We start from the raw sequence: 18,562 nt of genomic DNA, 5'->3' as shown, positions 1-18,562 counted from the left end.
CAGCGTGGACCTGGACACGGCCACGGTCTCCCTGATGCTGGGGGCGGAGGCCTGACGGCCTTTCAGGGAATTCCTTTCGGAATTCCAAAAGCATTCCCCCTTCGGGGGAATGTCGCAGGGAATTCCCCTTCGGAGAATTCGGAGTGGTGCGGGTAAAACCCCCTTCGGGGGTTTTGTTGGGCGGGTTTGAATTGCCTTTCGGCAATTCTTGGTTGGGGGTTTTTGAAAGCCTTTCAGGCTTTCTTTTGATCCCGCGTTGCGGGATTTGATGGGGTGTTGGTTGTGGGGTGGGGGCCCGCCTGTCGGCGGGTGGGGTGGTGGGTGGTGTGGGCTCCTTCGGAGCCTTGGGGGTGGGGGTGTTTTGTTGTGGGGGTGTGGCTAGGGTCTGGGGGTTGGTGTCATGTGTGGTGGCTGGTTGGGGGGTTGACGGGGGTCTGGGTGGGGGGTGTGGGCCCCTGTCGGGGCCTGTGGGGGTGGGAGGGGGTGTGTGCGGGTGTCCGGGGGTGGGGTGGGGGTGTGGGGTGGGAGGGTTCGGGGCGGGGGTGCGGGCCGGGTTTCCTGAGGGGGTTTCAGCGCCCTTCCGGGCGCCGCGTCAGGGGCGGTCACCCTCACGGGCGACCGGGTTTAGGTGCGGGTGCGCGGGTGAATTCCTGGGGCGGCCTTACGGCCGAATACGGAGGTGCCTTGAATTCCCTCAGGCCGTTCGGGGGGTGCCGGTCCGATATCACAGGACAACGTCACGAACGGACCGTCACGGGCGCTGAATCTGATGACACGTCAGAGAATGCGTGGAGAGAATCCACCCGCCCGGAAAACGAATACAGAGCCACCCCGGAAAAGAGGAAGAGGCCCTTTCGGGCCTCCCCACACACCGTCAAAACACCCCACCACCCGGCCACTTCCAGACCGCCGGCGGGCCCGGCTACCCCCAGTAGACCGGCAGCCCCCGCGCCCTCGCTTCCTCGGCCAGCCCGATTAGCCGTTGGGTTGGTGTGAGGCGGTCTTGTGCGCCTCACGTGCCTGGCTGAGGCTTGGCTGATCACCACACCAAGGGGGGTACCTCGATGGGACGGTTCAAGCCCAAGAAGCAGCGAGGCAGCCAGCAACAGCCACGCCAGCGCTTCCACATCGACGACCGGGCCGTCAGCCAGGCGGAGATCCTGGCAGCCGGGGAGCAGCTGAGTAACAACGTCGACGACCACGGCCGGCTGCTCTACATGAACTCTCCCTCGCTCGGCTTGGGACAGGTCGCCACCGGCATCGACCCGGACACCGGCACCGTGCAGACCACCGACGGCGAGGACCCGCTGCCGGTGGCCCTCTTCGAGCCCGAACGCGCGATGATGTCCCGTCTCCCGGGCGGCAACCCGAACGAGATCCAGGTGGAGGGCGCCATCGCGTCCGGGATGCGGCGCTTCCCCCGCGGCATCGCCGATCTGCGGACCATCCCCGGCTGGGCCCTGCACCGGCTGGCCGACGACCGCATCGAGCTGCGCTCCCCCGACGGCGGCGTCTACTCCCGCATCGCCGTCCCGGCCTCGCCCGACTGGTACTCCGCCGCCCTGCACCACGGGTACGTCGTGTGCTTCTACGGCCCGCAGCTCGGCGTGCGGACCCCGCCGGGCAGCACCCCGGAGCAGTACACCGACGCCAAGCGGCTGGAGGAGTTCCGTACGGCCCGGGGCCGCGGCCTGGTCGCCGGCGGCATCATCGCGTACCGCAACAACCGCTGACGGCACCGGATGGTCAAGGAAGAGTTCGCATGCCTACAGGAGTAGCCGTTGTCTGCGACACGGACGGCTGTCTTGCCGTCTTTCTGGCGGTGGAGACCGGCAACGACGGGGACGAGCGCACCGCGGACGACGTCTCCCAGCTGGCGCGCAAGGCGGCTGAGGGCGACGGCTGGGTGCTCAGCTTCGGCTTCCAGCAGCCGGTGATGACGTGCCCGGGGTGCGCGGACGGCCGCGGCCCGGTCCGGGAACGCGGCACCTGCCGACGGTGCATGGGCCGCACCGATGAGGAGTCCCGGTGCACGTACTGCCTGCACGCCGAACCGCCGGGCGAGGACGGCTGACGGCGGAACGCCCTGGCGCGAGAGTGATGCCAGGTCAGTCTGGGACTCCGCGCTGGAGACATTCCCAGCGCGGGACCCTCTCGTCGTTCTTAATCGTCCCCGCCCTTTTCGTGTTTTGCGTCGTCGCTGAGTCCGAACATGGGACGAAGCAAGGCCCGCAGGTCGAGTTCCAGGCGCTGAGCGGGGATCGACAGGGACCGTTGCACGTTGCTGCTGACGTTGGTCGCAGTCGCTCGCCACTCTGCAGGGAAGGAGTCGGCTTCCTGACTGCTGTAAACCGTGATCGCGTCGAGGGTCACGGTCTCGTGGGGGCGCAGGTCTACCGGGGCAAAGCGTATGAGGGTGCGGCCGTCCTGCTGCTCGATGTCTGGGGAGTGCAGGGAGGGCAGATGGTAGGCCGGGGGCTGGACCCCGAGCACCCCTTGGTGGATGCCGAGTCCGGGGATGATGCCCTCCCCGTACTTGGCCGGCTGAAGAGGCCAGTCGATCTCTTCCTCGGCGTCGTCCGTGACGTGGGCCATGACGGTGCCGGGGAGGCTCAGCACCACCTGGACCTTCGTGAGGTTGTCTTCGCCGGGGTTGGTCAACGTGAGGGTCACAGGCGTGCCGGCGGCGCTCACCGCCTGCGCCAGAGCATGCTGCATCGCGAGATCGAAGTCGCTCAGGTACTCGTCCACCTCCTGTCGGAATTCTTCCGGAGAGCGGGAGTCAGGCCACAGGACTTGGAGTGACCCGAAGGCCCTGAACGGGTCGGAAGCTGCGGCCTTCTTCTTCTCCTCTGCGGCGTCCACCTGTCGCATCATCACCTCGCGGAGGGAGTCGGTGATCGTTCGGCGGACGTCCTCGGTCGGGGCCAGCACGGCGACAGTGCCGGTGGTCATGGTGACGTCGACGTTCACGCGCTTCGTTGCTCGGCGGGCGCGCTCTGTGAGGGCGTAGATCTCCGCTGGGCGAGCAGGTTCGGTCTTGCCGGCGTACCGGTGGAAGACGGTGCCCGGGCGGTAGCTCTCGTATTCCTTGTGCAGGGGGTGGATAAGGTCGCCCCACCGGGGAGGAGAGACGTCGACGAGCATGACGTGGCGCTTGCCTTCATCGGTGTCCATGGGGACGTACGTGAACTGGTAGCGGCTGAACTCGCCCAGGTAGCGCCTCAGCCAGCCGTCGACCTTCTCGACATCATGCGTCGGAACCCCGTGGATCGCGTCTTCATCTACCCCTACCAAGAGGTAGGCGTGGCCCCCAGCCCACTGCTCCGCCACATCGGGCATCCGGTTGGCGAAGCCGAGGATCGCTTTTGACACAGCGAAGGCTCCCGCCGCCTTCAACACGTCGTGCTGGGACTTCCACTCCAGCCAGCGCGTCTCGTCCGCGCTGCTGGCGTTCAAGACGGCGCGGATCAGCTCTCGCTGCCGCGCCAGCCCGACTACCGGTTCGTCCGCGTTGAAGTCCAGGGTCATGGTTGTCCTTCGTGCCAGGTGAACTCCAAGCATGCGGGACCACACCGACAGGCCAGCTCGCCAGCCGGGTGGACCAGTCGCGTGCATCTGCGGATCGTAGTGGCCCGCTCACCCGACGGTCCCGGAGTTTCGCCGTCCGCGGCCTGTCCGCTCGCTGGCGGCCGCCGTCGGCTTCGGCGCACAGGAAAGGTGGCGACCCCGTCTGTAATGGCTCGCAGCACCACGCGGGCCGGCCTGACCCGGCCGCAGCACTCCAGGTGACCAGTGCCCCTGAGCACCCCGTCAGGGCCTGCACCCTCGCCGTCCCGGCCGCGACGTCGAGGCTTCGGGTACAGCCGGAGGGCATCAACGCCAGTTGAGCAGCGTGGGCGCTGGAGTGTCACGCGGTGCAGTCGAGGAGCAGGTCTCGCAGAACGTGCACGTCGGCGCACCGGCCTGCCAGGTACTCGACCTGAGCGGCACGGCCCTGGTTGTTGACCTCGCTGGCCTGCTCCGCGAACGCCTCGTGCACGGCCACGTCAAGCACGTCTTCGTCCAGGGGAAGGGAGTCGAGGAGTTCGGAGATCTCGTGCGCAGTCACCTGTCCCGCTGGCGGGGCCGGTCGGGCGCGGCGCTCCCCGGAGCCGTACGGGTTCGGTGTGCCAGTCGAGCGCAGCAGCACCTCCCACTGCACCCCGTCGGGCCAGTGTCCTACATGGACGCTGCCGTCCCCGTACAGGTCCGCTGATGCGAAGAGCAGGTCGGGTTCGTCCTCCCGCTCGATGGCGACGGACACCGCCCCTTCCGGGGGCGCTTCGACAGTGGCGAGGACGGTTCCGCAGTCGTCCGTGATCAGGAATCGCATGAAAGCTCCTTCAAAGGGCGGGGTCCCGGGTAAGCCATGGCGCCCGGGGCCGGACAGAGGGACGCGGTCAGGCGATGTCGAGGATCACGGCCACGACGCGCTTGGTGACCTCCTCCAGGCCGTCAAAGGCGCTGATGCAGTCGAAGTAGTCCAGGAGGAAGGTCGGGTCGGTGTTCTTGAGCGCGTGGACGTAGAGGTCTCCCTCGTGGTCCACGCCCACGACGAACCGGGCGCCGTCGGGGGCGGTGATCTCGCCGACGACACCCCAGTAGCCGGACTCGGCGTGCCAGCCGTCGCCGAGGATTTTCACCGCCTGGCGTGCGATGTCCGAGATGGAGAACGGGTATTCGCTGCCGGGTGCGGGGTCGTACCGATCCGTCGTCGCAATGGTCATCGGAGATCCTCTCGATCGTGTCTTCGGTCTGGTTGGCTGCCACCACCAACCATTGAAATAACTATACCATATATACGTCACTTGGCAGGCTTGGTTTGCACTCCCTTGCTGACAGGAGTCGCTGGTGTCCGCACCCGCCGGATCCACTGCCCGGGGCCGGGCCCGGGCAAGAGCCCGGCCCGGCCACAGCCTGATCAGACCCCGGACGGGGCGCTTGCGGCGGCAGCGCTCCGGTTGCGGGCCAGGTGTGCGCACCGGATTCCACCGCCCGGATGCCATTCGAGGACCGGCTCGGCCGACGCCCCGTGCTCTGCGCACCAGGAGACAGGGACAACGCCGCCACAGGCGTGGCGCTTACACACGCAGGCCTCTCCCGGCCCCGCGTACGCGAGGCCGTGGCGCACCACTCCGCCCGCCTGCCTGTCTGAGGCGGCGCCCCGGAGGGCGGCCGGCCACGCCAGGGTCACCTTCAGTCCCCCCGATCCGGTCCTGAACCGGTCGATCAGCCGCACCTCGCCGGGCACCGCCAGCGGGGCCGCTCCCGGCACGGTCAGTTTGCGCAGCGACGCTCCGAACTCCCCGGCCGTGAGCTTGGCCAGCGTGTCGGCGTCGTCCTCGGTGGTCCAGCCCGCCAGCTGGTCCTCGTCCTCGGCGTCGTCCGCCAGGCGCAGCAGCGGGCCGTCGAGCCTCAGCCTGGTCGCGCCTTCGGCGCCGTCGAGGAGCAGCATGGCCGGCGGGATCTGCGAAGGGATCTCGATCTTGTCGTGGTCGAGGAGCCAGGCGGCCACCGCGCTGCGGTGGAATTCCGGGTGGATGTCCGTCCCGCCGACCGGGGCCGGGAAGTCGGAGTGTCGCCGGCGCCAGTTCACCACCGCGGCGCGGCCGACTCGGGCGATCCTCGCCACCTCCGCCAGCAGCACCACGTCCCGCCCGGGTGCGACCGGTGCGAGGCCCGCGAGCGGCGAGCGGCGGCCGGCGGGCACGGTGCGCAGCGCTTCCCAGTCCACTCCGGGCCGCAGGACCGGGAGCAGGGCGAGATCGACCCCCGAGTACAGGGGGATCTTGGTCCAGCCGCCGTGGGACTTGTAGTCGATCATCACGGAGCCCGCCGGGGAGATCCATCCGAGCCGGACGACCTGGTCGTAGTCGACCCTGCGCACGCCCAGGCGGACCGCGGCCTGGTCCGGGCCCAGGGGGACGTGGCGGTCGAGCAGCGCCGGCAGGTCCCGGCGACGGGCGAGGGCGGCCACCTGGTCCGGGTGGACGTCGGGGCACGCCGCTTCCCCGCCGAGCCAGACCAGCAGGCCGGCCTTCACCAGGTGGCCGACCGCTGCAGCCGTCACCCGCAGGCGACACCTCGGCAGCGGCTCGCCCAGGGCCTCGGTCAGCCGGTCCGCCGCCTGCCCCGCGGCCATCGGCCCGCGCAGGGCGGCGCGGACGCCTTCCGCGTCAACCGCGTCGACCGCGGACCGAGACCACTGCCCCGGCCCCGCGTCCGCCGGCGGGACCAGTCCGGACCCTGCCGCCCACCGCCAGGCGGCCACCGGGACTCCAAGCCTCCCGGCCGCCGCCTGCTCGTCGTAGAACTCCCGCTGCTTGCCCATCACGAACTCCTCTCCGGGCCCCGTCTGGAGCCACGCCCGAAAGATTGCGAAAGATCCCATTTGTTGTCAATAACCCATGTTTGAACGGCAGTTGGGGGCGCACCGCCAGATCCCCGCCCGCGTACGCGAGGGGTGAATTCACTCCTGCGGGTGAAGGCCGGGGCCGGTCGGGCAGGCCGGTGAGCGGAGGCTCGGTCGCGGCACGGGCCGAGCCGGAGCCGCCCTGGCGGCCGGCCCGACCGCAGGCCCGGCCCTTGTCCGCCCGTACGGCGGACGAAGGAAGCGCGTCGGCCGTCGCGGACTGGGCGCCGTCCCGGCCGCCCGCAGGCTGCCGGCGCGTGCTGGACGCGGCCCGGTCCGGGCTCTGCCCGTGGCGGACCGAGACGGGTCCTTCCGCGGGCAGGGGCCTGGGCCGCGTCGGGTGGAGCGTCAGGGCTGGGGCGTCGCCCCGCCGGTCTCGGGCCAGGTGTCCCAGGGCCAGAGTCCGCCGATCGCGTAGCGGCCCTGGGCGTCCGGGGTGACGCGCTCGGTGCCGGGCTCGTCCTGGTAGGTCGCGTCCCAGGTGAACGTGAGCGTGCCGTCGTACTCGAACGCCGCGGTGAGACCGCAGTTGTCCCGGTGCAGGTCTTCGACGATGCGCTGCGCGGTCTCGCCGGTGAACAGGTAGGTGCAGTACGGGGATCGCGTCGCTGTTGTTGGCTGTCCGGGGTAGGGCCCGTACTGCGTCCCGTCGACCGTCAAGAACTCAAGGGGCGCGGCTGGGGCGGGCGCCTGGGGGGTTGGGCTCGGTCCGGCGTCACCCGGGTCTCCGGCGCGCAGGCCGGCCGGAGCGGGCACGACCGTCACGCTGTGGGCCGGCACCGCGTAGCGGGCGCGGCCAGTTCCTCCCGTCTCGCGCGGACGGGAGTTTCGAAGGACATCGACGGTGATCCGTCCGGTGGGGCTGAAGCCCTGGACGACGCCTTCCACCATCTCGGTCGAGTGGGCGCTGCGGCCCCACTTCCGGGGGAAGAGGACGTGGGCGCGGTGCGTTATCGGGGTTCCTCGCCAGTCGAGCATCAAGGCCATGGGGTGCCTCCTGTGGGTGTGTGTTCGGGCCGGCGGGGTGCCACTCCCCGCCGGGGGCGGGGGTGGGGCGGCACGTCTCACCCCCGCGGGTGGTTGTTCGGTCAGGAGAGGCGGACGTGCATCACCAGGTGCTTGTAGCCCTGCCCTGCCATTTCGGGGCCCTCGGTGAGGAGTCCCGGCTTGCTGATCTGCCCGTTCTTCATCTCGCCCAGGTGCAGGGTGATGGTGTCGCCGGTGAACGTGCCGAGCGCGTCCAGCAGGAAGCTCGGGTTGAAGGCGGCGAGGCCGCCGCGCAGGCCTTCGCCGGTGCCGTGGGTGATGGTCGTCGGGATGGACATGCCCTTGGTGCGGGCCTCGCCTTCGGCCGTGTCCATACGGGGGGCGAGCGTGAGGTTGCCGTCGGTGTCCCAGGCGAACATGACGGGTACGTTCTTGAGTCCCTTGGCGGTCAGGACGGCCTGGCACTTCTTGACGGCCCGGACGGTCGTAGCGCGGTCGAGCCGGACCGACGTCTCGCACGTCTCGGGGAACAACTTCCTGTACTTGGGGAGGCTGCCGTCCAGTGAGCGCATCGTGATGGTGATGGTGCCCAGCGACAGCGTGGCGCGGGGAGTGGTCCACGTGGCCACGGGTTCCTCTTCGGCGTGGTCGTCTTCGAGGATGCCGATGCCCACGGGCCCGTCGTGGCTCTTCAGTCGCTTGGCCAGGGCGGAGAGGGTGGCGGCCGGGATGAGCGCGGCCAGAGGCTTCTCCGGCGGCTGCACGGTGGGGGTGACCGGGACTTCCGCGACGGCGAAGCGGTAGCGGTCCGTGGCTGCCATGGTGAGCGTCTCGCCGTCCAGCGTGACCTGGATGCCGGTGAGTACGGGCAGTGTGTCGTCGGTGCCCGCCGCGGGCAGTACGCGGTTGAGCTGGGCGAGGAAGGCCTGCGCGTCCATGGTGGCCATGGCGGGCACGGCCTCCAGCGGCTGGGTGTACGCGTTGATGTCGTGCGTTGTGATGGGCACCGTGAGGTGCTCGGTGGCCAGCAGGTCTCCGGCGAGCGAGACGCGGGTCTGGGCCGCGACGGCCTTGGTCTCCCCGGCGACCATGGCCGCGAGCGTCTTCTTCAGCTCCGGGAAGTCGAGGAGCGAGGAGCCCTTCCCGGCGGGCGTGGCGGCCGGAACCATGACCGACACCGCGGTGTCGAAGTCGTAGGCGCTGAAGACGATGCGGTTGCCGCCGGTCTCGATCAGCACACCGCGCTGAGCGGGCGGCTGCGCCTTCGGGGCAATTCCGAATTCAGCGAAATTCAGAGCGTCGATGATCTCCGCGTGGATTCCCGCGAAGTTCGCGGTCTGCTTTACGGGCTCCTTTTCCTCCTTCTTTGCTGCGGTGGGGGTAGCGACCTGCGTTTCGGACGTGGTCATGGCTCTCCCTGGAGAGTGAGATGTGGATTCGGCTTGTTGGCCGACTGCCACCGCCGACCAACAAGAAAACTATACCATGCATCACTCACAATCAGGGCTGGTCAGACGCTCCAACCGGCCCAATCTTCAACGGAATCAGGGAGCTGGGCGGCGCGGTCCGTCCCGGGGCACGCAGGAGCCTGCGGCCTTGTGGCCGCGCCCACGGCGCCGTTGCGTCGTTGGACGGGTATGACCACCAGCACGGAGCAGATCACCGGCGAAACGGCCGCCCTGGACCTGATGCGCGGGTACCTCGCCGCGGACCCGGAAGCCATCGCGGCCGCCTCGGGGGCGGGCGCCGCGTGCCCGACCACGGCCGCCTACATGCGCCAGCAGGCCTCGGGGCTGCTGACCGAAGCCGTCCTCGCCGACCCCGACTTCTCCCCGTACCGCCGCGCGGTGATGGGGCCAGCGGGCATCGAATGGCTGGAGAGCGTGCCCATGGAGACGGCTGTCGCCGAGGCGGTACTGGCCCTCGCCGGCGACGGTGCAGCACCGCGCCTCGCTCTCGACGACGCACAGATGGCCACCGTCTTCGCCCTGTCTGCCGTCGCCCGCTGCGTGGCCGTGTACGGCCGGGAGGGAACCATGCATCACCTGGACCGGATCCGGTCCGTGGTCGCCGGCCCCTGAGTCGGCCCTGCCCGCCGGGCCGGTGCTGCGCGGCCAGCCGCCATCTGAGAGAGCCGACCGGTGCGGGCGGGCCGGAGTCGCTAGACGCGCTTGTCCGGGTCTTCTGCGGTGAGCACGCCGGCCACGGTGAGGTGGAAGTGCGCATCGCCCTTGTCGGTGTCCACATAGAGCTCGAAGCCGTCCAGCTCGTCCTGGAGCGCGTGCAGCAGCTCGGCAACCGGGACCGGGGCACCCTCCTGCCGTTCGAGTTCCACAACGAGCGTGTACGCGGTCTTCCTGGGCATGGGAAGGTCTCCTCACAGAGTGGGGCGGAGGGGGATACCCATGAGCCTGCCGGGCACTAATGCGCTGGTCAAACGACTGAGTACAACGTTGAGAAGCTGACTCCGCGTTTTCTGGCGGGCCTTTCCCTCACGATCGTCTCCGCTTGGCAGCCGTGCAGCGCGGAAGTCGCCTGTCGGAGCACCGTTCCTCGTCGGCGGCCCGCATCTCGCTCCGGATCACGGTTGTGCAAAAGGTCGCCGGGTCGGGCCGGGGGCGCCCGTCCGGCGACCGCCGACCCGGTGACGGCTGAACCAGCGAGACGGTCACAGCGGCCTCAACTCGGCCTCTGCGGCTCCGATACGAGAACTGACCGGGGGCAGTGGATCTTGCCCTCTTGCTGAAGGATGGTGTTCATGAGGAACACCAAAGCCTTCAAGGAAGCGGTGGCGGAGACGCTGGCTCAGCTGGCCCACCGCGGGGTGACGGTCCGCCCGGGTACGGTCGCCGACACCATCGAGCGGAACATCCGCACCGTCGCCGAGCGGCTTGGGATCCAGGAGCGCTCCGCCTGGCGGTACTTCGACCCGGCCGGCCTCGCGGCCAGCATCGCCCAGCAGCGGCAGGCGGCCGAGACCAGCAGCACGCCCGGCCAGGTGGGGCGCGCGCCGATGCCGCCAGTCGACAACCCAGAGCTGGCGCTCATCCTCGGGGGTGTCCCCGACGCCCTGGAGGAGAGCGGCGGCGACCTCTACAGCGTCATCGTCAACGTCGCAGTCAACGCCTGGATGGCCGGCCACATCCACGGCGAGGACGGCTGCACCGGCTGCCAGGACAAACGACCCACCGGCACCGACTGGCAGGCCCGAATGGACACCATCACCGCCATGCAGCCCGACGTCACGAAGTGGTTCAACCGGGAGGTCTGGACGGCCGCCCTCAACGACACCGGCTACGGCGTCACCCGCCGCTGACCCAGGCCGTGCCTCCAGCGGCGAGCGGGCGACTCTGCGAGGGCTCGGCGGTGGCTCCGCGCCGGTCTCAGCCCCGCGACCGGTTCGGACGGTGGGGACGGTGGGGCCGACGCCGGCCCGGTGAGGGGTCGGGAGCGGCCTCCGGCGAGGAGAACCCGCCCGGTACCGCGGTGCGCTGCGCCAGCTGCTCCACGGAAGGAGCCGCAGGGGTGGGGGCGGTGCGCTTGGCCGTGGCCAGGATGGTGATGTGCGGGATGTCCCGGGCGCAGGTCTGGCAGACCTCGGCCAGTGTCCAGACCTGGCCGACGGCCGGGTTGTGGACGAGGACCAGCAGGCTGGTGCCGGCGCACTGGACGCGGGATTCGTGGAGGGCGCAGTGCGTGCTGCCGCAGCTGCAGGCGGCGTTGGGGCGGGCGACGGCCAGGCGTCCGTGGGCCTTGATGTGCTCGGCGGCGAAGCGGCGCATGCTCGCGGCGTCCTTCGAGCGGGGCGGCATCCGGCACGCGGCGGTGCTGCAGGTGACGGACACGGTGTGATCGGGGTGGCCGGTGAGGCGGACTGTCCAGGTCCGTCCCGGCACGCGTGCTCCGGGCATCAGGGTCAAGTCGGGGTCCCGTCGTTGGGCTGGTACGTGCTGGCGTTCTGCCGGCTCGTACAGGGGGACGCCGTGCCGAGGGGGGACGTCCCCTGGGCGGCGCGGCAAGTTCTGGATCAGAGCGCGCGCAGGACGGCGACTACCTTGCCGAGGATAACGGCGTCGTCACCGGGGATCGGCTGATGCGCAGGGTTGTGCGGCATGAGCCAGACCCGGCCGTTCTCGCGGCGCAGGCGCTTGACGGTGGCTTCGCCGTCCAGCATGGCGGCGACTATGTCGCCGTGGTCCGCGCTGTCGGCCTTCCTCACGGTGACGATGTCGCCGTCGCAGATGGCGGCCTCGATCATGCTGTCGCCGACCACCGTCAACGCGAACAGCTGGCCTTCGCCGACCAGGTGCCGCGGCATCGGCAGGACGTCTTCGACGAGCTCCTCGGCGAGGATCGGCGAGCCGGCCGCGATGCGGCCGACGAGCGGGACCTGGACGGCCTCCGGCGCCATGTCGGCCGGGGTGTCGGGGAGGTCGGCGGGCCGGCCCCTGCGGACGCGGTAGGCGCGGGGACGGTGCGGGTCCCGGTAGAGGAAGCCTTTGCGCTCCAGAGCCATCAACTGGTGCGCGACGGAGGAGGTACTGCGCAGGTGGACGCCTTCGCCGATCTCCCGCATCGAGGGCGGGTAGCCCTTGCGGGCGACGGTCTGCTCGATGAAGGCGACGATGGCGGCCTGGCGGGTGGTGAGTCCGTCCGGGCCCGGGCGGGTGACACCGGGCGGGCGCCCAGGGCGGGCTTCGGATTCGATGACGTGCATGTGGTGCTCCCCCCTGAAGGGATCTTGCGTGCAGGGACAGTAACCCGCATACCACCCGGGACGGAACATCTTTTCGATAACAGGGCGTGCCAGTGTTGCAGCGGGTGGTGAGGGGATCGGACGACGGAGGCCGTCCTCGGTCCCGCGCGGCTTGCAGCGGGGAGGCGCACCGCTCATGATCCGCATGTGCCGTTTCACGTCAGGCTGCGCTTCGGGCCGCCGTCCTCCCCCGCCGTCACCGGCACCTGGGACAGCGACGCGACCGCCGAGAGGAAGTTCCGGGGGTTCATCGGCCGCTACGGCAGCCGAGCCGACGTGCGCATCGAGCTGGTCGAGGACGGGCCCCAGGGCGAGCACACCGTGCGCTCCTGGACCCTGGAACGCGGCGAGGTGGAAGGTCCCTGACGACCCCGGTAAGGGCTTCCCTGTCCCGCCGGAGGGGTCGGCGGCTTGGGGGCCGGGCCGGCGTTGCCGGTGGGGGTGATGGGCGCGCAGGGTGGGAAGACGCCCCGGTGGACCTCATGAAGGGTGGTGCGGCGATGGCCAGACCGGTGTGGACGGGGGTCTTGGGGTTCGGGCTCGTCAGCCTGCCGGTGGGTCTCTACACGGCCACCGACAGCCACACGATCCGCTTCCACCAGCTCCAGCGCGGGACCGCGGACCGGATCCGGAACAGGCGCGTGAACGAGCGCACCGGCGACGAGGTGGACCTGGCGGACATCGTGAAGGGGTTCGACACCGGGGGCGAGTACGTGATCGTCGAGCCGCAGGAGCTCGACGAGATCGCCCCCGGCCGGTCCCGGTCGATCGACGTCGCCGGCTTCGTCGACCTGGACACCGTCGACCCGGTCTTCTTCGACAAGACGTACTTCCTCGGGCCCCGGGGAGCCCAGTACGGGAAGGTCTATGCCCTCCTGGTGCGCGCCCTGGCCGAGTCGAACAAGGCCGGCATCGCCACCTTCGTTATGCGCGGGCGGGAGTATCTGGTCGCCCTGAAGGCTGAGGAGGCGGAGGGCCTGTTGACCCTCCACACGCTGCACTGGGCCGACGAACTGCGCGACCCGCACGCCGAGGTGCCCGACCTGCCGGGGAAGGTCCAGGCGACGGCGGCTGAGGTGAAGATGGCCATGCAGCTTATCGACGCCCTGTCCATGGAGTGGGATCCGGAGGCCTTCCACGACTCCTTCCGCGAGAAGGTCGAGGCCCTGGTGAAGGCGAAGGCCGCCGGCGAGACGGTGGAGAAGGCCGAACCGGCGGCGGAGCCGACCGGTGCCGTCGACCTCATGGAGGCCCTGCGCGCCAGCGTCGAGCGGGCCAAAAGCCCCAAGGACACCGGCGACAAGGCCACCTCGCCCGGCTCCCGGGCGGCGGGCGGGAGGAAGATGCCGGCCGCGAAGAAGCGGGCGCGCTCCGGCTCGGCGGCCAAGGGCCGGGAGCTGATGGCGCTGACGAAGGCGGAGCTGTACGAGAAGGCGGCCGCGGCCGGCATCCCGGGCCGCTCGTCGATGAACCACGACCAGCTCGCGCAGGCGCTCTCCCACCCAGGCCGCAGGAAATGACCGACGGGATTCGCTTCGAGGACTCCTGCCTCAGGTAGCCGGTGGCCGCGAGCGGCGCCGTCACCGGCTCTACACGCGCGTCACCCGCGTCAGCACGCTTCTTTCCCGGTATCGCCTCGTTGTCCTGGTCATTCGACCCGTGGAGGCGCACCCATGCTCAGGACACTCCCCGCCGTGCGGCTCTCGGCGGTGTTGGTGGCGGCCACCATCACGGCTGCCACTGCCGGGGGCGGCCCCGCGTACGCGGTGGAGCGCTGCAAGGTGTCCTTGCCCGACAACTGGGACTTCACCGTGAAGGCGTGCGTGACCGAGTCCGGGGCGAACATCCGGCACTGGGCGACGATCTCCTGGGACCTGCCCGAGTCCTCCAGCAACGCGGGCTCCATCTTCAACACCACCGGTACGAACGCCGAGGTGACCGCGATGATCGAGGGGGGCGGTGTGGCCGTGACGAGGCGCACCGATCTGGCCCAGCGCCTGAACAAGGCGAAGGACGGGTCCCTCACTCCCGCATCCTATTCCTCGCACTGGCCAAGCCGTGAGCGCCTCTTCACCGACGTGATCGTGTTCCTGGACTGGAAGGGCGACGGGAAGGGACCCCAGAAGCTGCACTTCGCGCCCTCCCCCTCCCTCCGCGGCTCGGCCCGTTGAGGCCTGCCGGCCGGGCGGTCCATGCCCCGGGCCCGGCAGACGGCCGTCCCAGCTGATCTCGTGATCCCAGCGGGCCGGCCGAGTCTGCCGGGCCGGCGACCGCAACAGCTGCGGGCGGACGCGTTCCCGTGGCCAGCCTGGGATGCGGGCCTGGGGTCAGGCCACCTTCACACGCAAGACGTACGGCTCGCCCGTGCTGATGGCCTGGGCCTGCTCGCGCAGATCTGCGTCCGTGAAGCCGAGCAGCGCTTCGTCGGCGGCGCGGCGCAGCAGCGGAAGGATCTCGGCGACGGGCCGGCCGCGACGCGCTTCGGCGAGTTCGGCGAAGGCCCGCTGGTAGGGGGCTCCGTACGTGCTCGCGCTGTCGGCCAGCAGCCGGTCAAGGTGCTGCCGCTCGATGCTGATCTCGCCCATGGCCCGCTCCTTCGGTCCTCCGGGGCCCCGTCCGGTCCGGGCCCTCGCCATCGACGCTACGAGGCTGGTCTGACATCGACCTCTGCCCCGGCACTGGGCACGTTCCGGCTGATGAGGTCCTGGAGAAGCTCGCGGGTGGGCGGCGGCATCAGCCCCTCGGTGGCGAGAAGGTGCCACTGGCAGCCGGGAACGAGGCGGTCGAGTCGCCGGTACTCCCCGAGCTGGTAGACCAGCACCAAGGTGTCGAGGGCGTGCTGGGTGGGTGGCCAGTCGGGCTCCTTCAGCGTGCTGAGCACGGCCAGTCCGGCCATCGCGTAGCGGCCGTTCATCCACTCCTCGGCCGCCTCACCCAGCTGCTCGGCGGCGAGTTCCTCCTCGACGCGGCCGCACAGGTCCAGGGCCCACTGCCGTACGCCCTCGGCGGTCCTCCAGGCCCGCGCCAGGTCCTGAAGCGGAGCCGTGGCGGCAAGGTCGCGCAGATGATCGCGGGCATCCCGCACGGGGCCGAGCGCCAGCTGGTTGTCGTCGGTGAGGACCGCGTCGGCGAACTCGGGAACGTCCTTGCGGGTGGTCTCAACGAGGGACGCGATCGGGTTGGCCACCGCGGTGGGGTTCATCGCGCGCAGCAGGTCACCGATGTCCTCCAGGGACATCGTCCCGTTGATGGCGGCAGTGGCCGCGGCCAGCGCGGCGTCCTTGGGTGTGGCAGTTGACGGGCCGGGGTTCGCGTCGAAGGCTGCGAGCTCGGCCGGGGGCCAGGTGTGTCCGGTGGCGCGGACGAGGCGGGCGATGCCTTCGTCGATCCGCCGTGCCCGGGCGGGGACCAGGGTCACGGTCAGGCCGGCGTCCGCAATGTGGTCGGCGAGGGCGTCGAGCCGATGCTCCGGGTCGGTGTCCGGTTCGTCGTCGCCGGGGACGGTGAGGGTGTCCACCGCCGCGGTGAAGGCGGCCCGTACCGTCTGCTCCGGTACCGGGAGAGCCTCGCCGAACAGGAGTAGGGCCACGTCGTTGGGACGCTTGCCCCGGCCGCCGTGACGGGCGAGGCCGAGGACGAGGTCGAAGCTCTCGGGCGCCGGCCTGGAGGTGCTGCCCTTGCCGCGGCCCAGGCCTCCGCTGGAGATGTTGCCCGGCAGCAGCCGACGGCTCCTCCAGACCTCCAACATCTTCGCGGTCACGGTGAACCCGTGCCGGTGTGCGTGGTCGAGCAGCAGTTGATCCGCCGGGCTCGGGGTGTCAGTGGACATGCCAGGGAAGGTACCGGCGCCGCTCGCGGCCTTGACCGGGCTGTCACCTCATCCGGTGACTGCCCGTGGAACGGCAGCCGGATGTCAACGCCATGACGTAGTGGTGGCACCTCTCGTTTAGAGCCCCCCTACCTCCGCCTGGTCACCGCGCGGTCCTCCCGCTCAAATGGCGTCAAGGGGGCCATACGGCACCCCGCAATTGATCTTTAGCAGCTTTAGCAGGGTTCGCGTGCCTGAGGGGGTACCGGCCTCGCGCCTGTCGGCGGGAGGCTCAACAAGGCCTCGACCGGCAGGGGTTGCGGGGCTAACGCCCCGCTCCCGCACTGTGCCGCCCAGGACGCGACGTCAGCGGCGCGGCTCCTTCATGCTCCGCCCGTCATCACACAGAGAAGGACACCGACATGCTTACCGACGTGCTCACCGGCTGGACCGCGGAGACCCTGGGCGGCCTCACGCTGCTGGCGGGGGCCGCAGCGTGGGGCTGGCTCCGCCGGCGCCGGACCCCGGCCGCCCCCGGAGCGACTCCGGCCACCGGGATCGTGCGGCAGGTCCGCACCTACACGCTGCTCGGAGCCCGGGCCGCCGACGGCCAGCCGGTCCACTGGCCCAGCAGCCGCCCCGCCGGCGTCCGGATCACCTGGAGCGGCCCCACGGGGAAGCGGGAGCAGTTCGAACTGACCGACGCGGTGCTGCCGGACGGCACTTATGCGGCGGAGCGCGTATCGGTGTACCCGGACCGAAGCGCCTTATGACGGGTCGGCCCCCAGCCGAGTGACTGACCAGCAGGCTTTGGCCCGGTTCCCCGAAGTCCTCACAACCCGGAAGGAAGTCCCCATGGAGCTCCACGCGATCGAGCGGCCCGCCAACGCCTTTCAGCAGGTCCTGACCGAGCGGCAAATCCTGGCCGTCGCACGGCGCGCCTTCGGGCCCAACACCCTGGTCCGCTCCGCGATGGAGCTGGGCGGCGGCATGTACAACACCACGTACCGCCTCGGCTTGGCCGACCGCGCGGAGCCGGTGATCCTGCGGGTGGCGCCCGAACCGGCCCGGCAGTTCCGCTCCGAGCGGGAGCTGATGCGGGCGGAGTACGCGTCGGTGCCGTGGCTCGCGCCGATCGCCGACCTGATGCCGCGGGTCCTGGCGTCCGACTTCACCCAGTCCGTCATCGGCCGGGACTGGATGATCCAGTCCTTCCTGCCCGGGGTCCCGGCGCCGCAGCTCCTCGGCTCGTACCCGAAGGGCACGCACTCGGCGTTCTTCCGTCGGATCGGGAAGATCGCGGCGGCCGTGCACGCGGTCGCGGGTCCCTGGTTCGGCCCGATCACCGGCCCCGGACACACGCGATGGAGCGAGGCCGTCGTCACGTCGCTGCACCTGATCGCCGAGGACGTCGAGAGCTGCGGCCTGGACGCGGCCGACCTACGCAAGGCCGCCGACGCCGCCCAGGCCGGTGCGCAGGTTCTGGACGAGGTGGCGGTGCCGAGGCTGCTGACCGGGGACCTGTGGACGGTGAACACGCTGCTCGCGGGCGGCGCCCCGGTGCCGACGATCTGCGGTGTCCTGGACATGGACCGCACCTGGTGGGGTGACCCGGAGGCGGACTGGCCGACGCGAATGGCCCGGGCCAAGCAGGACGAGCGGCTGTCCTTCTTCGAGGCCTGCCCCGGCGCCCGCGGACACTGCGCCGGTCCGGTGGCGGCGGCACGTGTACGAGGTGCGGCACCTCGGCGCGCTGCGCCTGGAGCGGCACCGGCTCGGCAACCAGGCCGGTGTACGGGATTCCTATCCGGCGGTGGCAGCGGAGTTGTCCGCGCTCGCCTGCTGAAGGTGAAGGGCGCCTCCCCGGGCCGGGGAGGCGCCCTTCGGGTCGATCGGGTCAGGTAGTCGGCAGAGTCCGGCCGATGACGGAGGCGACGGCCCGCGGGTGGACGAGTCCGGCGCGGACGAGGTGGGTCTGGTCGCTGGCGCAGTCGACGATGGTGAGGTGGTTGGCGGCCGGGCAGACGCCGCCGTCCATGACGATCGCGTCGAGTCCGGCTTCGGTGAGGAACTCTTCGACCTCGGCGAGAGTGATGGCGGGGCCGCGGTCGTCGGGGCCGGCGTCGCCGGAGACGTTGACGGTGGTGGCCGCGAGGAGTCCGGGTACCGCTCGGGCGAGGGCGCCCAGGGGGCCGGGGGCGTGGGTGGTCAGGGCGGGTGAGCCGACGACGGTGTATCGGGCGGCGTCGGCCGGTTCGCGCCAGGACAGGAAGAGGGCGAGGTCGCCGGGCCAGAACGCGGTGGCCAGGCGCTCGGCGTCGGAGGTGAAGTGCAGCAGGTCGCGGGCCCGGTCCTGGTCGGGGACGACGAGGGCGAGGGGCTTGTTCTTGGGGCGCTGCTTGCCTTCGAGTATGGCCTTGTAGGCGTCGGGGTTGGCGGCGTCGGCGCAGATCATGTACCAGCGGGCGGTGGGGACGACGACGAGGCGTCCGGATTCGATGGCGGCTACGGCGGTGTCGATGTCGGTGGTCGGGATGGTCTGCACGGTGGTGTCCTT

Annotated in this window: 21 protein-coding genes; 9 read left to right on the top strand and 12 right to left on the bottom strand. The window is 70.5% G+C overall.

The genetic code is table 11. The features are described 5' to 3' along the window. Window positions 1-1,064 precede the first annotated feature (1,064 nt). Complete coding sequence (locus AB0447_RS27885) at window positions 1,065-1,733, top strand: hypothetical protein (protein WP_366479575.1); 669 nt, start codon at window positions 1,065-1,067, stop codon at window positions 1,731-1,733. 29 nt (window positions 1,734-1,762) lie between these two features. Continuing rightward, complete coding sequence (locus AB0447_RS27880; RefSeq protein WP_366479574.1) at window positions 1,763-2,074, top strand: hypothetical protein; 312 nt, start codon at window positions 1,763-1,765, stop codon at window positions 2,072-2,074. An 89-nt stretch (window positions 2,075-2,163) separates the two neighbouring features. Here AB0447_RS27880 and AB0447_RS27875 read toward each other — a convergent pair whose 3' ends face one another. From AB0447_RS27875 to AB0447_RS27850, 6 genes are all read right to left on the bottom strand, one after another. Next, window positions 2,164-3,531, bottom strand: coding sequence for a hypothetical protein (locus AB0447_RS27875; protein WP_366479573.1), 1,368 nt, complete (start codon window positions 3,529-3,531; stop codon window positions 2,164-2,166). Window positions 3,532-3,910: 379 nt separating this feature from the next. Continuing rightward, complete coding sequence (locus tag AB0447_RS27870) at window positions 3,911-4,375, bottom strand: hypothetical protein (RefSeq protein ID WP_366479572.1); 465 nt, start codon at window positions 4,373-4,375, stop codon at window positions 3,911-3,913. Between the two features lie 67 nt (window positions 4,376-4,442). Beyond that, on the bottom strand, window positions 4,443-4,769 hold the full coding sequence (locus tag AB0447_RS27865; RefSeq protein ID WP_366479571.1) for a hypothetical protein: 327 nt from the start codon (window positions 4,767-4,769) through the stop codon (window positions 4,443-4,445). Between the two features lie 194 nt (window positions 4,770-4,963). After that, window positions 4,964-6,373 (bottom strand): hypothetical protein, encoded by a 1,410-nt coding sequence (locus AB0447_RS27860; protein WP_366479570.1) that lies wholly within the window; start codon window positions 6,371-6,373, stop codon window positions 4,964-4,966. Between the two features lie 429 nt (window positions 6,374-6,802). Continuing rightward, entirely contained in the window at window positions 6,803-7,441 is a 639-nt protein-coding gene (locus tag AB0447_RS27855) for a hypothetical protein (RefSeq protein ID WP_366479569.1), read from the bottom strand. Window positions 7,442-7,542: 101 nt separating this feature from the next. Beyond that, window positions 7,543-8,850, bottom strand: a complete 1,308-nt coding sequence (locus AB0447_RS27850; RefSeq protein WP_366479568.1) for a DNA polymerase III subunit beta — start codon at window positions 8,848-8,850, stop codon at window positions 7,543-7,545. Window positions 8,851-9,078: 228 nt separating this feature from the next. On the opposite strand from AB0447_RS27850, the gene AB0447_RS27845 reads away from it, so the two are divergent. Continuing rightward, window positions 9,079-9,522 (top strand): hypothetical protein, encoded by a 444-nt coding sequence (locus AB0447_RS27845; protein ID WP_366479567.1) that lies wholly within the window; start codon window positions 9,079-9,081, stop codon window positions 9,520-9,522. A gap of 80 nt (window positions 9,523-9,602) precedes the next feature. Here AB0447_RS27845 and AB0447_RS27840 read toward each other — a convergent pair whose 3' ends face one another. Further along, on the bottom strand, window positions 9,603-9,806 hold the full coding sequence (locus AB0447_RS27840) for a hypothetical protein (RefSeq protein ID WP_366479566.1): 204 nt from the start codon (window positions 9,804-9,806) through the stop codon (window positions 9,603-9,605). A gap of 393 nt (window positions 9,807-10,199) precedes the next feature. On the opposite strand from AB0447_RS27840, the gene AB0447_RS27835 reads away from it, so the two are divergent. Continuing rightward, window positions 10,200-10,757 carry a hypothetical protein gene (locus AB0447_RS27835; RefSeq protein WP_366479565.1) on the top strand — a complete coding sequence of 186 codons (558 nt, stop codon included), beginning with the start codon at window positions 10,200-10,202 and terminating at the stop codon, window positions 10,755-10,757. 67 nt (window positions 10,758-10,824) lie between these two features. On the opposite strand, the gene AB0447_RS27830 is transcribed toward AB0447_RS27835, so the two are convergent. Together AB0447_RS27830 and lexA are read right to left on the bottom strand one after the other, a co-directional pair. Continuing rightward, complete coding sequence (locus AB0447_RS27830) at window positions 10,825-11,337, bottom strand: hypothetical protein (RefSeq protein WP_366479564.1); 513 nt, start codon at window positions 11,335-11,337, stop codon at window positions 10,825-10,827. A 131-nt stretch (window positions 11,338-11,468) separates the two neighbouring features. Then, window positions 11,469-12,158: a transcriptional repressor LexA gene (gene lexA, locus AB0447_RS27825; protein WP_366479563.1), complete on the bottom strand. Its 690-nt coding sequence runs from the start codon at window positions 12,156-12,158 to the stop codon at window positions 11,469-11,471. A gap of 186 nt (window positions 12,159-12,344) precedes the next feature. Between lexA and AB0447_RS27820 the strand changes: the two genes are divergently transcribed. The 3 genes from AB0447_RS27820 to AB0447_RS27810 all read left to right on the top strand — a co-directional run bounded on the left by AB0447_RS27820 (window position 12,345) and on the right by AB0447_RS27810 (window position 14,368). After that, entirely contained in the window at window positions 12,345-12,563 is a 219-nt protein-coding gene (locus AB0447_RS27820) for a hypothetical protein (RefSeq protein WP_366479562.1), read from the top strand. 134 nt (window positions 12,564-12,697) lie between these two features. Then, complete coding sequence (locus AB0447_RS27815; RefSeq protein ID WP_366479561.1) at window positions 12,698-13,717, top strand: Ku protein; 1,020 nt, start codon at window positions 12,698-12,700, stop codon at window positions 13,715-13,717. Window positions 13,718-13,870: 153 nt separating this feature from the next. Continuing rightward, entirely contained in the window at window positions 13,871-14,368 is a 498-nt protein-coding gene (locus AB0447_RS27810) for a hypothetical protein (RefSeq protein ID WP_366479560.1), read from the top strand. Between the two features lie 156 nt (window positions 14,369-14,524). Here AB0447_RS27810 and AB0447_RS27805 read toward each other — a convergent pair whose 3' ends face one another. After that, a complete protein-coding gene (locus AB0447_RS27805; protein WP_366479559.1) occupies window positions 14,525-14,782 on the bottom strand; it encodes a hypothetical protein in 258 nt (85 codons plus the stop codon). Between the two features lie 56 nt (window positions 14,783-14,838). Continuing rightward, the gene (locus AB0447_RS27800; protein ID WP_366479558.1) at window positions 14,839-16,026 is read right to left on the bottom strand and encodes a hypothetical protein; all 1,188 of its coding nucleotides are present in this window, start codon (window positions 16,024-16,026) and stop codon (window positions 14,839-14,841) included. A 401-nt stretch (window positions 16,027-16,427) separates the two neighbouring features. Between AB0447_RS27800 and AB0447_RS27795 the strand changes: the two genes are divergently transcribed. Both AB0447_RS27795 and AB0447_RS27790 read left to right on the top strand, forming a co-directional pair. Further along, window positions 16,428-16,778, top strand: a complete 351-nt coding sequence (locus tag AB0447_RS27795; RefSeq protein ID WP_366479557.1) for a hypothetical protein — start codon at window positions 16,428-16,430, stop codon at window positions 16,776-16,778. Between the two features lie 82 nt (window positions 16,779-16,860). After that, a complete protein-coding gene (locus AB0447_RS27790) occupies window positions 16,861-17,910 on the top strand; it encodes an aminoglycoside phosphotransferase family protein (protein WP_366479555.1) in 1,050 nt (349 codons plus the stop codon). Here the strand turns inward: AB0447_RS27790 and AB0447_RS27785 are convergent. Then, window positions 17,903-18,550, bottom strand: coding sequence for a Sua5/YciO/YrdC/YwlC family protein (locus tag AB0447_RS27785; RefSeq protein ID WP_366479554.1), 648 nt, complete (start codon window positions 18,548-18,550; stop codon window positions 17,903-17,905). The genes AB0447_RS27790 and AB0447_RS27785 overlap by 8 nt on opposite strands. Window positions 18,551-18,562: the final 12 nt, after the last annotated feature.

It is taken from the genome of Streptomyces sp. NPDC051211, assembly GCF_040689505.1.
In the GTDB taxonomy this organism is placed as follows: domain Bacteria; phylum Actinomycetota; class Actinomycetes; order Streptomycetales; family Streptomycetaceae; genus Streptomyces.
This window is presented reverse-complemented; position numbering and strand designations above follow the sequence as displayed.

Excerpts from the sequence above, each read along its gene's own strand:
- AB0447_RS27815 (WP_366479561.1), top strand. The coding sequence starts at position 12,698 with ATGGCCAGACCGGTGTGGACGGGGGTCTTGGGGTTCGGGCTCGTCAGC.
- AB0447_RS27850 (WP_366479568.1), bottom strand. The coding sequence starts at position 8,850 with ATGACCACGTCCGAAACGCAGGTCGCTACCCCCACCGCAGCAAAGAAG.
- AB0447_RS27880 (WP_366479574.1), top strand. The coding sequence starts at position 1,763 with ATGCCTACAGGAGTAGCCGTTGTCTGCGACACGGACGGCTGTCTTGCC.
- AB0447_RS27790 (WP_366479555.1), top strand. The coding sequence starts at position 16,861 with ATGGAGCTCCACGCGATCGAGCGGCCCGCCAACGCCTTTCAGCAGGTC.
- AB0447_RS27875 (WP_366479573.1), bottom strand. The coding sequence starts at position 3,531 with ATGACCCTGGACTTCAACGCGGACGAACCGGTAGTCGGGCTGGCGCGG.
- AB0447_RS27840 (WP_366479566.1), bottom strand. The coding sequence starts at position 9,806 with ATGCCCAGGAAGACCGCGTACACGCTCGTTGTGGAACTCGAACGGCAG.
- AB0447_RS27805 (WP_366479559.1), bottom strand. The coding sequence starts at position 14,782 with ATGGGCGAGATCAGCATCGAGCGGCAGCACCTTGACCGGCTGCTGGCC.
- AB0447_RS27885 (WP_366479575.1), top strand. The coding sequence starts at position 1,065 with ATGGGACGGTTCAAGCCCAAGAAGCAGCGAGGCAGCCAGCAACAGCCA.
- AB0447_RS27855 (WP_366479569.1), bottom strand. The coding sequence starts at position 7,441 with ATGGCCTTGATGCTCGACTGGCGAGGAACCCCGATAACGCACCGCGCC.
- AB0447_RS27860 (WP_366479570.1), bottom strand. The coding sequence starts at position 6,373 with ATGGGCAAGCAGCGGGAGTTCTACGACGAGCAGGCGGCGGCCGGGAGG.
- AB0447_RS27795 (WP_366479557.1), top strand. The coding sequence starts at position 16,428 with ATGCTTACCGACGTGCTCACCGGCTGGACCGCGGAGACCCTGGGCGGC.
- AB0447_RS27810 (WP_366479560.1), top strand. The coding sequence starts at position 13,871 with ATGCTCAGGACACTCCCCGCCGTGCGGCTCTCGGCGGTGTTGGTGGCG.
- AB0447_RS27865 (WP_366479571.1), bottom strand. The coding sequence starts at position 4,769 with ATGACCATTGCGACGACGGATCGGTACGACCCCGCACCCGGCAGCGAA.
- AB0447_RS27800 (WP_366479558.1), bottom strand. The coding sequence starts at position 16,026 with ATGTCCACTGACACCCCGAGCCCGGCGGATCAACTGCTGCTCGACCAC.
- AB0447_RS27835 (WP_366479565.1), top strand. The coding sequence starts at position 10,200 with ATGAGGAACACCAAAGCCTTCAAGGAAGCGGTGGCGGAGACGCTGGCT.
- AB0447_RS27870 (WP_366479572.1), bottom strand. The coding sequence starts at position 4,375 with ATGCGATTCCTGATCACGGACGACTGCGGAACCGTCCTCGCCACTGTC.
- AB0447_RS27845 (WP_366479567.1), top strand. The coding sequence starts at position 9,079 with ATGACCACCAGCACGGAGCAGATCACCGGCGAAACGGCCGCCCTGGAC.
- lexA (WP_366479563.1), bottom strand. The coding sequence starts at position 12,158 with ATGCACGTCATCGAATCCGAAGCCCGCCCTGGGCGCCCGCCCGGTGTC.